Source organism: Acinetobacter sp. 1294243, from assembly GCF_000588015.1.
In the GTDB taxonomy this organism is placed as follows: domain Bacteria; phylum Pseudomonadota; class Gammaproteobacteria; order Pseudomonadales; family Moraxellaceae; genus Acinetobacter; species Acinetobacter pittii.
In genome coordinates this window covers 324485-338175 of record NZ_JFXG01000002.1, presented here as the reverse complement: position 1 = coordinate 338175, position 13691 = coordinate 324485, and the positions used below count along the sequence as shown (strand labels likewise).

The window sequence follows — 13691 nt, the reverse complement described above, 5'->3', positions numbered from 1 at the left end:
TAATTTTTAATGCTGTTTAAATTTAATTTTTTATGTCGCAATTGATGTATATGCTAGAGCAGGGATATATCGTACTTTTAGGTATAAGATATTTTTAAGTGAAAGTGTAATGGGTTGTTTTATCGATTTGTCAAGAAATGTTATTGATTTTCTTATACAAATAAAAAGCCCTCTGAAGTAGAGGGCTTTTATAGATATTTAAATTTTAAGCTTCGACAACTTGAACAGCGATTTTTTTAGCTGGATCTACTTTGCGACGAACTTCCGGTACTGGTTCACCGTGGTATTGACGATCAGCAAAGTAACTTGAACGAACCATTGGTGCAGACCAAATATTTCTAAAACCAAGTTTACGGCCATGCTCTGCATAACGTTCGAACTCTTCTGGCGTTACAAAGCGGTCAATTGGCGCGTGTTGTTTAGAAGGTTGTAAGTATTGACCAATAGTCACATAGTCAACATCATGAGCACGCAAGTCATCAAGCAATGCAATAACTTCTTCTTCAGTTTCACCGATACCCACCATCAAACCGCATTTTGTTGGGATGTCAGGACAATATTCTTTAAACATTTTTAATAAGTTTAAAGAATGTTGATAGTCTGAACCTGGACGCATTGCTTTATATAGACGTGGCACAGTCTCAATGTTGTGGTTAAATACGTCTGGCGGACATTCAGTCATAATGCGTAAAGCAATGTCCATACGTCCACGGAAATCTGGTACTAAAATCTCAAGCAATGTATTTGGGCTTAGTGCACGAGCTTCTTTAATACAGTCCACAAAGTGTTGTGCACCGCCGTCAAGTAAGTCATCACGGTCAACCGAAGTAATTACCGCATATTTGAGCTTAAGATTAGCAATTGTCTCTGCCATGTGACGAGGTTCATCTGCATCGAGTGCATTTGGACGACCATGTGCTACATCACAGAAAGGGCAACGACGTGTACAAATATCACCCATGATCATGAATGTTGCTGTACCACCACCAAAACATTCTGGTAGGTTTGGACAAGCAGCTTCTTCACAAACGGTATGGAGTTTTTGAGCACGTAAAGTGGTTTTAATACGCTGAACTTCTTCTGGTGCCGTCATCTTGACACGAATCCAGTCAGGTTTACGCGGCACTTCAACCGTAGGTACAACTTTTACAGGAATTCTTGCGACTTTTTCTGCGCCACGAAGTTTTACACCCTGTTCAGGTTTACGGTGTTCTGACATATTTAACTTTTCCACTCGTTTATAGAGACATTGACATTGTATTATAGCGAACTTCTGCAGTTAATAGCGGAAAATAACTATTCATATAATAAATGTGGTTATTCAGAAATATAGGGTTGAGAAATACATAAATTCACCGCATATTAGCCATAATTTATTATAAAATATGGTCATTCAAGTGAGGAAGGAGCTTTCAATGCCACGTAAAAAAGAGGTCGTTAGTGGGAATTTCGTTAAATACGATGCGGTAGTTCTCGGTTCTGGACCTGCAGGTGAAGGCGCGGCAATGAAGCTTGCAAAAGCGGGTAAGCGTGTTGCAATTGTAGATGTGCGTGATCAACTGGGTGGTAACTGTGCACACGTTGGTACCATTCCAAGTAAAGCATTACGTCAAACAGTTTCTAGTATTATCCGCTATCAGCGCGATCCAATGTTTCAAAAAGTAGGTGAATGGAAACAGTTCACCATGAAACAGGTTTTGCGTAATGCACACAAAGTAATTCAACAACAGGTTGATACGCATACACGTTTTTACGATCGCAATAAAATCGGTGTATTCCACGGCCGTGCATATATTCAAGATAAAAATACAGTTTTAGTTTTTAGCCATGAAGGCATTAAAGAAACAATTATCTGTAAGCAAATTGTGATTGCTACAGGTAGTCGTCCTTATCATCCGCAAGGTTTAGACTTTGATCATCCTCGCGTATTCGATTCGGACAAAATCCTTGATCTTGATTATTCAATTCAAAAAATCATTATTTACGGCGCAGGTGTTATTGGCTGTGAATATGCCTCAATCTTTATTGGTCTAGATCATAAAGTTGACTTGATTAATACTCAGCAAAAATTATTAAGTTATCTAGATGATGAAATTGCTGATGCTTTGTCTTATCACTTACGTGAACAAGGTGTATTGATTCGTCACAATGAGCAAATGGATCATCTTGAAACGTTTGATGACCATGTTGTACTGCATTTACAAAGTGGTAAAAAGATTAAAGCCGATGCGATTCTTTGGTGTAACGGCCGTTCAGGTAACACAGAAGGCTTAGGTCTTGAGAATGTTGGGTTAGTACCAAATAACCGTGGTCAACTTTCAGTAAATGATCAATACCAAACTGAAGTTGAAAATATTTATGCTGCTGGTGACGTGATTGGTTGGCCATCACTTGCTTCTGCTGCTTATGACCAAGGGCGCTGTGCTGGCGCAAACATGAGTGGTGAAGATGCGAAGCCAGTACGTGATATCCCAACAGGTATCTATACCATTCCAGAAATCTCATCAATTGGTAAAAATGAACAGGAACTAACGGAAGAGAAAATTCCGTATGAAGTAGGTCAAGCTTCTTTCCGTCATTTGGCTCGTGCGCAAATTACTGGTGATACAGTGGGTGAGTTAAAAATTCTTTTCCACCGCGACACTATGGAAATTTTAGGTATTCATTGTTTTGGTAATAACGCTGCCGAAATTATCCACATTGGGCAAGCAGTTATGCACAGCCCAAACAATACTCTGAAATATTTTGTTGAAACAACGTTTAACTATCCAACAATGGCAGAAGCATATCGTGTAGCTGCGCTTAATGGTATGAATCGTTTGTTTTGATTTTAAATAAGTTTTCCATAAAAAAGCCCGCAAACTTGCGGGCTTTTTTATTTTCATTAGACCATAGGTTTTTTATATTTTTATGACAATTTGCAGTATGCGTCTGGCTGTCTATATCTCTAGTGGGCACAAAATGCTTGATTGAAATATACAAATAAATCAGGAGTTTGTTTCCATAAAATGATTGAACATGCCAGCAGAGTAATCACGAGCAAAGTCATAATTGTTTTCAAAAGTAAGGCATTATGCGTCATGAATAACAGCCTCCTCATTTACAAAGAAATGTACGATTACCCCTAATATACTCAAAGCTATTGAACATAGCCAAATCGCATTGTAATTACCTGTTAAGTCATGGTTAACACCGCCAAGCCAACCGCCAAAGAAAGAACCGACTTGATGGGTGAAAAACACAATACCACTTAACATTGAAAGGTATTTAACACCGAACATATTCGCTACAATGCCGTTGGTAAGTGGAACTGTAGAGAGCCATAAAAGTCCCATAATGACGCCAAAAGCATATACCGTATAAGTGCTTAGAGGTAATAATAAAAAGGCGATGATTGCGATGCCACGGCTACCGTAAAGTGCCATCAATAATTTAGGTTTTGAGAAACGATCTCCTAACCAACCAGCACCATAAGTCCCCACAATATTAAATAGTCCAACTAGTGCCAGAAACACAGTGCCTGTAGCTGCATCAAAGCCGTGATCGATTAAATAGCCCGGCAGATGAACACCTAAAAAGACCACCTGAAATCCACACACTAAAAAGCCTAAAGCTAACCACCAGAACGGCTTATGTTTTCTAGCAATATTCAGTACTTGTTTAAATGTGAGTTGAGGTTGAACAATTGCTTTTAGCGTTTGATTGCTTGGTCCTTTTAGCATCCATGCTAGGGGAATGATAAACGCAATTAACAGCGCACTCACCATTAAAGCTGACGACCATCCTACCGTTTTAAGCAAGAGAAGGGTGGAAGGTAGCATAATAAACTGACCAAAAGAGCCTGCTGCACTGGCAATACCCATTGCCATACTTCTTTTTTCTGGAGGGGCAGCTCGGCCTACTGCACTCAGTAAAACCGTAAAAGAGGTTGCTGATAAAGCTAAACCAATAATAAGACCTAAGCTTAAATTCAAAATGAGTACACTTGAACTAAAAGCCATTAAAAGTAGGCCTAGGGTATAAAGTAAGCCACCAACAGCAACTACAACTTTACTGCCATATTTATCTGCAATTGCACCGGTAAAAGGCTGAACAGCTCCCCAGATCAGGTTCTGCATGGCTATCGCAAGACTAAAAACATGCTGTCCCCAGCCAAATTCATGGCTCATGGGTACAAGGTAGAGACCGAAACCATGACGGACACCTAATGAAAGGGCCAAAATAATTGCACTGCCAATCAGCATATAGATGAGGGACTGAGAAAATTGGTTGCCAGTTTTAGTCATGATTAATGGAAAATTATAATAATGATGATTTATTGTAGAAGATATATCGAAAAATATCGATATAGTTAGAGGGAATATTTAAGAAGAATTAAAAAGTTCTTAAGGATCGTATTTTATGAGAAGGAAATTAAAGAAGCAGACACCATTTTGATCTCTGCTTCTTGTAGAAATTATGCTGCGGAATTACGTTCAAGTAATGCTTGTTCAAAAAGTACTTGTTCTTTTTCTTTATGTTCAGTCGTGAAGCGAATTAGAATTACGCTACAGCCAGCGATTATAACCAACCCACCTAAAATAAATAGACAAGTTTGAATATCGAGTACACCTTTTAATAAGAAACCAGCTGCAACTGCACCAACATTACCACCTGCACCAATAATGCCTGCAACACCACCTAATGCATTACGATCAATAAATGGTACAAGAGCATATGTCGCGCCACAAGCCATGTGAGTAAACAGGGCAAAAATCGTCATAGAAATAATTGCAAGAGCTATCACATTCATTTGAGAGAAAAGAATTAAGAATAAACCTTCACCTAAAATCATGAGTACTAGTACTTTAGTACGGCCATCTAAACCTTTTTTGAGTGCGACTTTATCGGAAATAATACCGCCAAGTGCACGAGCAAAGAGTGCAAGAAGACCAAATATCCCCGCGGTTAAACCAGCAGTTTTTAAATCCATTTTGAAGTGATCAACATAGTACATTGCTGCAACGTTATGGATAAAAATTTCAATACCGAAACATGCACCGTAAGCCACAAATAAAATCCAGACACGGTAGTTACGAGCAGCTTGCATCAAAATTGCCATGCCACCTTTTTTACCACTGCCAACTTCAATACCTTGTGCGCGGACTTCTTTGAAGTTTCCTTGAGGACAGTCTTGGGTGAGTTTCCAATAAAGAATACCAACAATGACCATCATTACGCCTGGTACGATTAATGCAACACGCCAACCCATAGTTTGTTCGACACCGAACATGACAATTGCACTAAGTAATAAAGGCATTAGAGCTTGGGTTGCACCGCCACCAGCATTACCCCAACCAGCTGCTGCCGCATTTGCTGTACCTACAACATTAGGTGCAAACATAACGCTTGTATGATATTGCGTAATAACAAAGCTTGCGCCAATTGCACCAATCAGTAAGCGGAAGAATAAAAAAGACTCATAACTGTTAGCAGCAGCAACGCCAAATACAGGAATACTGCCAAGCAAGAGAAGGGCTGTATAGGTAATCCTCGGGCCATATTTATCACAAAGCGGACCGACAACGAGTCTTACTAAAATCGTAATTGCAACGGCGGCAATATTGATATTGGCAATTTGATCTTTGGTTAAGCCGAACTCACCTTTAATAACCGGCATGAGTGGTGCGCAAGCAAACCATGCGAAGAAGCACACAAAGAATGCGAGCCAAGTCATGTGGAAAGCGCGCATTGCAGGAGTAGAAAAGCTAAATAATTTTATTTCAGTTGCTTTTTTTGCATCTAGATTGATATTTGAAGACATACGCCGTCCCTCTGAACTGAACGAAATTTTAATTTGCATGGCAATTTATTGCCTATCTGCAGACCGATCAGAGCGGACATCGTTGGCCGTCTTGGTTTATTCATTGAATCATCGTTGACTCATCATGCTGTAAATAAAGCAAGGGTCGTGCCAAAAAATTATTTTTACTAAAAAGGAAAAATTACTTTCTAATTCTATTGGGTTAGTTTATTAAAAATAAAATTAATTAAAAAATAGAAATAAATCAGTAAATGCTCATAAGAGAGGAATACGGTAAATTTTTTCTATCGGCTTTATAAAAGTGCTCATTTTTTTAGCATTTTGATTTAAAAAGAAGCAAAATGTAAAAAAAAGAAAGCTATAAAAACATGCATAAGTTTTTATAGCTTTGGGTGACACAAAAATTAGAAGCGGTAACCGACACCAACATATGTAATGAGGGGGTCAATATCAATTTTGGTATTCGCTTTAATTAGCTCTTTACCTGTATTTTGGTCAGTCACATAGATTTTTGCTTCATTATTCATTTTGGAATATGAAACTGAACCAACAACAACCAGTTTGGGTTGAAGTCATAAGATGCACCTAAAGTCACAATAGGGGCAAAAGTATCGGTTGCTTCTAGTTTAACGATAGGGTTTGCTGATGATGTTTTTCGATCTAATGCTGCACCTGCTTTACCATCATGGATATTCTGGATCATGTGACCCGCTTGAATTAAATCGGCCTCAATACCGGGATTCATTTTTAAATCATTAAAGTATGCATACATCACGCCAGCCCCGATATAAGGACGGAACTTATTTACCCCTGATTTACCAAATTGATAATGTAGTTCAACGGCTGGTAACCATGCACGAGCAGTCGCAGCCTTCCCCCCCTGAGAAAGATCAGTAATATGCAGGTCTTGTTTTAAAGGAATATCTCCACCTGCCTTGGAAATTCCATCTCCTATGATTCCTCCAATCGAAGATCCATCTTTTAGTGGAGTCGCTTTTCCAGAAAGGGGAGCGTAAATATTACCTTTTCCATTAATATCTACTTTAGGAGGAATACCACCTTTAATTTCTAAAGATAAATTGTCCGTAAAGTTGTAATTAAACATAAGACCAACAGTATCAACATCAGCAGCTTCTAAGCCAGAACCTTGTTGTTGCCATTGAGAAAGACCATTAACTTCTGCTGTACCTGCAAGTGATGAGGGAAGAGTGTCTGTAAACTTATCAAGAAGGCTAATAGTGCTATACCAGAATTTTCCTGAAGTTTTACTTTGGTCGATTGCATCTAAAACGGCTTTTGTAGATACATCTCCAACTTTAGATGTTGTACCTTCTGCAACGCTAGTATTGATATTGACAGGGTTTCCTGAGCCTTGAGGCATAGCATGGAGCCAACCAGCAGAGACAGAAAAACGTTTGAAGCCATCGCCATCTTTAAAACTAAAATATGGTGAAGCGGCATAAGTGAATGTTGGCAGAGCAAAAAAGGCAACTGTCATACAAAATAATGACTTTTTCATCATAAAAGGACTCCATGTCCGAGCATTTGTTTACTGATTTTTATTGAGCTCACCATAACGCGTTTTATTGAAATAATTGTGTATTAAAAATTAATAATTGTAATTTTTTTGAAATATTTGTTTATATTTAGAAAGATTTATTAATAAAAAGTACATAATAAATAATAAAAGACTACACAAAGTAGCCTTTTATTTAAGTTTTTTAAATTATTGGTTGAAGCGAGATAAGTCTTCTTCAGGACGAGCAGTTAAGACTTCAATGCCTGTTTGGGTGACTAAAATAGTATGTTCATACTGAGCTGAAAGTTTATGGTCTTTGGTTACGACAGTCCATTTGTCACCTAACAATTTAGTTTGCCATACGCCAGCATTTACCATAGGTTCAATCGTAAAAGTCATACCTGCTTCTAAACGCATACCTGTACCAGCTTGACCATAATGGAGTACTTGAGGTTCATCATGGAAAACAGTTCCAATACCGTGACCACAATATTCGCGTACTACACTAAAACGTTCTGATTCGACATACTTTTGGATTGCGTGGCCGATATCACCTAAATATGAACCATCTCTAACAGTTGCCATCCCACGATACATCGCTTCTTGAGCAACTTTGCATAGACGGTTGGCTAAAATAGAAGTTTCACCACCAACGACATACATCATGTTGGTATCGCCGTGATAACCATCTTTAATGACAGTAACGTCAATATTAAGGATGTCACCATTTTTTAAAATTTTATTTTCAGAGGGAATACCATGACAGACAACATGGTTAACCGAAGTACAAATAGAGTGTTGAAAAGCAGGGCGCCCAGGAGCTCCACCATAGCCTACACATGCAGGAATAGCATGTTGCACATTTTCAATGTGATTACGACAAATGGTATCAAGTTCAAGTGTACTTACACCTGCCTTAATATGGGGCTTGATCATCTCTAGAACTTCAGCCGCCAGTCGTCCTGCAATGCGCATTTTTTCAATTTCATCTGGAGTTTTGATTAATCGACGTGGAGCTGTATAAGTACTGTTCATGATCTCTAAAAACTTTTGGTAATTTACAAGTGTCTATGGTATAAATAGCCGCCCATTTTATCAAATGCTTTTCGTGAATATCTTTTACGAACAATTTTGATAGATGGAGTAAAAAATCCGCACATATATCGTCACATTACTCTGGGTGCCCGTAAAAAGGTGGAGAATGCGGATATATGGAGGCCTAACCCAACTTTTAAGGTAAAGAAAATGGCAGATTACAACGTAAGCATGCGCGACCTTCTTCAAGCAGGTGCGCACTTTGGTCACCAAACTCGTTTCTGGAACCCAAAAATGCGTCAATACATTTTTGGCGCGCGCAACAAAATTCACATCATCAACCTTGAGCACACTGTTCCTGCGTTAAATGATGCTTTGAACTTCGCTAACCAATTAGCAAGCAAAAAGAACAAAGTTTTGTTCGTTGGTACAAAACGTGCTGCTTCTAACATCATCCGTGAACAAGCTCAACGCGCTGGTCAACCATATGTAGATCACCGTTGGTTAGGTGGTATGTTGACGAACTGGAAAACACTTCGCCAATCTATCAACCGTTTAAAAGATCTTCAAACTCAATCTCAAGATGGTACTTTTGCTAAGCTTACTAAACGTGAAGCTTTAGAACGTGCTCGTGAGATGGAAAAACTTGAGCGCTCTTTAGGCGGCGTTAAAAACATGGGTGGTTTACCTGACGCATTATTTGTAATCGACGTTGATCACGAAGCGATTGCAATCAAAGAAGCGAAGAACTTAGGTATTCCTGTTATCGGTATCGTTGATACAAACTCTAACCCAGACAACGTTGATTACGTTATTCCTGGTAACGACGATGCGATCCGTGCAGTAACTCTATATGCTTCAGCTATGGCTGACGCAATTCTTGCTGGTAAAGAATACGCTCAATCTCAAGCGAACGCTCAAGCAAAAGGCGATGACGCTGCGAAAGACGCTTCTGAGGCTTAATGCGTTTTGACGCAGGCTTGTCATTTTTGCGACATGTAATGGTGGCAAATTAAGCGTCGAGAGTGCAAACGGCCCAGAGTTTCTTTGGGCCGTTTTTGTTGAAAAGATTTATTTTCTACCGATTTTAGGAGATCAACATGACTGCAATTACTGCAAGCATGGTAAAAGAATTACGTGACCGTACTGGTCTTGCAATGATGGAATGCAAAAAAGCATTAACAGAAGCGAACGGTGACATCGAGCTTGCTATTGATAACCTTCGTAAATCTGGTCAAGCTAAAGCTGCTAAAAAAGCTGGTAACATTGCTGCTGACGGTGCAATCACAATCGTTCAAGAAGGCAACAAAGCAATTTTAGTTGAAGTTAACTGTCAAACTGACTTCGTTGCTAAAGACGAAAACTTCTCTAACTTCTCAAAAGCTGTTGCTACTGCCGCTTTAGCTGCTGGTGAAACTGATGCTGCTAAAATCGCTGAATTAAAATTAGCAGACGGTCAATCAGTTGAAGAAGCTCGTATTGCACTTGTTCAAAAAATCGGTGAAAACATCCAAGTTCGTCGTGCGAAAATCGTTGAAGGCGAAAACTTGGCTATCTACAAACACGGTTTAAAAATCGGTGTTGTAGTTTCTTATACTGGTGATGCTGATACTGGTAAAGGTATTGCAATGCACGTTGCTGCATTCAACCCAGTAGCTGTAAATGCTGAAGCTGTTCCTGCTGACCTTATCGCTAAAGAAAAAGAAATTGCTGAAGCGAAAGCGTTAGAATCTGGTAAGCCAGCTAACATCGTTGAGAAAATGGTAACTGGTTCAGTTGATAAATACTTGAACGAAGTTGCTCTTGATCGTCAAATGTATGTAATCGACAACGACAAGAAAGTTGCTGATGTATTAAAAGCAACTGGTACTACTGTTGCTGAATTCGTACGTTTCGAAGTTGGTGAAGGTATTGAGAAGAAAGCAGAACTTAGCTTCGCTGAAGAAGTTGCTGCTGCTCAAGCTGCTGCGAAGTAATTCGTATCACAATAAAAAAAGCCCCATTGGGGCTTTTTTTATCTCAGTTAAAATAAGGGTATACAATGACAAATAAAAAAAATCTCAGTATTGCTGGTGTGATTATTTTATTGATTGCTGCGTATTTTGGTCTAGATTTATCTGGGCATAAGCAAAGTCAATCACCCTCATCAACTATACCCGCAGCTCAGCGTAATGAAACTACATTTTTAAATAATGGGGTGGACACTGTAAAAGCTGCTTATGAGCAGAGACAAAGTAATGTTCAAGTGCAGGGAAGAGGTCGAGTCAAAACAATTTTAAGAGATGATAATGATGGGTCAAGACACCAGAAATTCATTCTAGTATTAAAAAATGGTCTTTCAATTTTGGTTGCACATAATATCGATTTGGCACCTAAAATTTCTAATCTAAATAAAGGTGACATCGTTGAGTTTTATGGCGAATATGAGTACAACCCAAAAGGTGGTGTACTACATTGGACTCATCACGATCCACAAGGTCGTCATGAAGGTGGATGGCTTAAACATGACGGACAGATCTATCAATAAAGCTCACGTGAACGTTTAATCAGATTATTTTCATAGAGCAATTTTGTTCTATTCAGTTTATTAAAACATGCTATGGTTTTTTTATTGAATAGATGAGACGTATTTATGCAGCGGGAGCAAGCCGATTATCTGCATGTGCGAGAGTTGGGCGGTTTAGAGTTATTAAAAGCACATTATCACCAAACACAATTTTCAAAGCATACTCATGAAGGGTACTGTATTGGTGTGATTGAAGAGGGAGCACAGTCTTTTTTTAGGACGGGACAGCTGCATGTAGCTCCTAAAGGCGACATTATTTTAGTAAACGCTGACGAAATTCATACTGGTTCATCGGCTGTTGAGTCAGGGGGGCGTTATCGAGCGATCTATCCAACACCTGAAATGTTAGCAGAAGTTAGTCAAGATTTTTTTGAAAACCCACATGGAGCACCATGGTTTCCTCAAGCTGTGATTCGCGACCTAGGTTTGGCTCAACAGCTTTGCTTACTTTTTGATTTATTAGAACAAAAAGATAATTTTCTACTCAAAGAAACGATGTATTTAACAACGTTAGCTTGTCTTATGAAGAGACATGGTAAATCAAATCATACTTTTTGTGAGTTACCAGAAGCATATTCAAAAATATTAAGAGTTAAAGAATTACTCGTAGAAATGCCTGAAACAAACTTTTCTTTACAAGATTTGGCTGACATGGTCGGCTTGAGCGCTTGGCATTTCTTAAGGCAATTTAAAAAATATGTAGGTCTGCCACCTCACGCTTGGCTTGTACAAGCACGTTTACAAAAAGCAAGACAGTTATTAAAACAGGGGGACCAAATTGCCATGGTGGCACAACAATGTGGTTTTTCTGACCAAAGCCATTTTAACCGTCACTTTAAAAAAGCAATGGGCGTCACACCCACTCAATATGTAGCAAGTTTGAACATATAAATAAATTAGTTTTAAAGCAATTTTATCCAATATAAGTCGGCACTCATCAAGCATGGTATAGAGATGTTTCTTATATTGGATTTTATATATGAATATTCAGCTTAATCAGCCGGTTGGGTTTTCAAAAAATAAGCCATCCTATTTATTTTTACGTGGTGTAATGGATATTTTGCCCTTATCAATTTCTGTTATTCCGTGGGCAATCTTAGCGGGATCTATGGCAATTCATGCAGGATTATCTTTCTATAAAGCATTAGCAATGTCTGGACTCGTCTTTGCTGGAGCTGCTCAGTTGGTTAGTTTAAGCATGGCTATGGAAGGTGCTTCTGTTTTTACAATTTATTTGACTATTTTCTTTTTAACGGCTCAGCATTTTATTTATGCATTAACTTTAAGAAATGACATTTCTATTTTGTCTTTACCTAAACGATTGAGTTTAGGCTTTTTATTAACAGATGAATTGTTTGCGGTGAGTGCTCCATTTGAAAAAAGAAGTTCGGAATATCTGTTGGGAGCCGGTTTATGTTTTTATTTATTTTGGGTTGCTTTTAGTTTGGTGGGAATACTGCTGGCGACAGTGATACCTGATCTTTTAAATTACCATTTGGATTTTTCGATTGTTGCTATTTTTATTGCCATGATTGTGCCGTTATGTAAAGGATTTCCAGTCATAGTTGGTGTGCTAACAACTTGTTTAAGTGGGTTTTTATTTAAATTTTATCAAATTGAGGGTGCGATTTTACTTTCAGGATTAATGGGAATGTTAATTGCTGTTTTAACTGAAAAAATAGGTAAGGAGCAATAATATGTCTTGGTTTATGATTTTAGGCTTGGCAGCAATCGTCTTTTTTAATCGCTATTATTTTTTAGAACCTCAAGTAAAAATTAAACTGCCGCTTATTCTGAATAAGATGCTTAACTATTCTGCACCTTGTTTGTTAACTGCAATTTGTATTCCAGTTATTTTTTTCGATGGTAATCATTTAAGAGGCGTGATAAATAATCCTTATATTTATGCAGCAATCTTTTGTATTGTAATCGCTATGTACCTAAAAAAAGTTCTTTTAAGTGTGATAGCAAGTTTAGGATTTTTTTATTTTATAAATTTTCTAATAAATTACTAACATGCAAAAGCTGAATCGAAAGGATTCAGCTTTAAGTTAATCTTTAAGCAGGAGCTTGTTGTTGTCTGCTTTTCCATTTAGGTAAAATTTTTGAGAGATAAGCATCCATACACCAAACTGGTCCAATTAGTAGGAATTGTAAATCTTTAAAGAACGAAGGTTTTTTGCCTTCGACTTTATGTCCGTAAAATTGTCCAACCCAAGCAATCACAAAAATAGCGATATAAAACCCGACTCCTACAGGTAGGGTATAAATGAGCCATGCCATAACAACAAGTAAAGCAGCCATTGCCACAGCAAGTACAAGATCTAAACGTGCATAAAATACTAAGGTCAACACAAGTAATAAAGCAGTAAGCAATGTGCTGAAATGTGCAATGATTCCAATAATAGAAAATAAAATGGCGGGAACGCAAAGCCAGTGAATTTGTTTATTGGTTGGATTTTGATGACTTTCGCTATATTCATCAAACCATTCAGTAATGGATTTCATTAGTAGCACACTCCTTGTTTTAACTTTGATTTATTTTTTTTGAGTATATTTTAGCCTGTTCTTGAGGATCTCGACAAGAAACTAACACTATTCAACTATAGGGAGCGTTGTATTAAAAAAACTAAGAAAGGGCAAATGAAAAAATAAAGCGAGTGTGATTGACAAGGTGGACAATTCGACCACAAGAATGGGGCTATTTTTCATAATATTTTTTCTGTGTTGCTAGATGATGAAATCATCTAAAAAAGCGTAATTTTGAG

The 13691-nt window shown here is 38.1% G+C and carries 12 protein-coding genes and 1 pseudogene; 7 read left to right on the top strand and 6 right to left on the bottom strand.

Annotated features, from left to right (window positions below):
- Positions 1-205: 205 nt before the first annotated feature.
- Positions 206-1219, bottom strand: a complete 1014-nt coding sequence (lipA, locus tag J655_RS09275) for a lipoyl synthase (RefSeq protein WP_002118167.1) — start codon at positions 1217-1219, stop codon at positions 206-208.
- 196 nt (positions 1220-1415) lie between these two features.
- On the opposite strand from lipA, the gene sthA reads away from it, so the two are divergent.
- Positions 1416-2828 carry a Si-specific NAD(P)(+) transhydrogenase gene (gene sthA, locus J655_RS09270; protein ID WP_002118117.1) on the top strand — a complete coding sequence of 471 codons (1413 nt, stop codon included), beginning with the start codon at positions 1416-1418 and terminating at the stop codon, positions 2826-2828.
- A 243-nt stretch (positions 2829-3071) separates the two neighbouring features.
- On the opposite strand, the gene J655_RS09260 is transcribed toward sthA, so the two are convergent.
- The 4 genes and pseudogenes from J655_RS09260 to map form a co-directional block, all read right to left on the bottom strand.
- A complete protein-coding gene (locus tag J655_RS09260) occupies positions 3072-4286 on the bottom strand; it encodes an MFS transporter (RefSeq protein WP_032042287.1) in 1215 nt (404 codons plus the stop codon).
- 170 nt (positions 4287-4456) lie between these two features.
- Complete coding sequence (locus J655_RS09255) at positions 4457-5803, bottom strand: MFS transporter (protein ID WP_017480732.1); 1347 nt, start codon at positions 5801-5803, stop codon at positions 4457-4459.
- Positions 5804-6207: 404 nt separating this feature from the next.
- Positions 6208-7325 (bottom strand): annotated as a pseudogene (locus tag J655_RS09250) (OmpW/AlkL family protein).
- Between the two features lie 204 nt (positions 7326-7529).
- A complete protein-coding gene (gene map, locus J655_RS09245) occupies positions 7530-8357 on the bottom strand; it encodes a type I methionyl aminopeptidase (protein ID WP_002118165.1) in 828 nt (275 codons plus the stop codon).
- Positions 8358-8567: 210 nt separating this feature from the next.
- Between map and rpsB the strand changes: the two genes are divergently transcribed.
- The 6 genes from rpsB (at position 8568) to J655_RS09215 (ending at position 12938) form a co-directional block, all read left to right on the top strand.
- Complete coding sequence (gene rpsB, locus J655_RS09240) at positions 8568-9320, top strand: 30S ribosomal protein S2 (protein WP_002118204.1); 753 nt, start codon at positions 8568-8570, stop codon at positions 9318-9320.
- Positions 9321-9457: 137 nt separating this feature from the next.
- Positions 9458-10333: a translation elongation factor Ts gene (gene tsf, locus J655_RS09235; RefSeq protein WP_002118238.1), complete on the top strand. Its 876-nt coding sequence runs from the start codon at positions 9458-9460 to the stop codon at positions 10331-10333.
- 65 nt (positions 10334-10398) lie between these two features.
- Positions 10399-10884 carry a DUF3465 domain-containing protein gene (locus tag J655_RS09230; protein ID WP_032005281.1) on the top strand — a complete coding sequence of 162 codons (486 nt, stop codon included), beginning with the start codon at positions 10399-10401 and terminating at the stop codon, positions 10882-10884.
- A gap of 105 nt (positions 10885-10989) precedes the next feature.
- Positions 10990-11814: a helix-turn-helix transcriptional regulator gene (locus tag J655_RS09225; RefSeq protein ID WP_032052290.1), complete on the top strand. Its 825-nt coding sequence runs from the start codon at positions 10990-10992 to the stop codon at positions 11812-11814.
- Positions 11815-11902: 88 nt separating this feature from the next.
- The gene (locus tag J655_RS09220; RefSeq protein ID WP_032005283.1) at positions 11903-12619 is read left to right on the top strand and encodes an AzlC family ABC transporter permease; all 717 of its coding nucleotides are present in this window, start codon (positions 11903-11905) and stop codon (positions 12617-12619) included.
- A 1-nt stretch (position 12620) separates the two neighbouring features.
- The gene (locus J655_RS09215) at positions 12621-12938 is read left to right on the top strand and encodes an AzlD domain-containing protein (RefSeq protein WP_016145923.1); all 318 of its coding nucleotides are present in this window, start codon (positions 12621-12623) and stop codon (positions 12936-12938) included.
- 43 nt (positions 12939-12981) lie between these two features.
- Here J655_RS09215 and J655_RS09210 read toward each other — a convergent pair whose 3' ends face one another.
- The gene (locus J655_RS09210) at positions 12982-13431 is read right to left on the bottom strand and encodes a DUF962 domain-containing protein (RefSeq protein WP_032004595.1); all 450 of its coding nucleotides are present in this window, start codon (positions 13429-13431) and stop codon (positions 12982-12984) included.
- Positions 13432-13691: the final 260 nt, after the last annotated feature.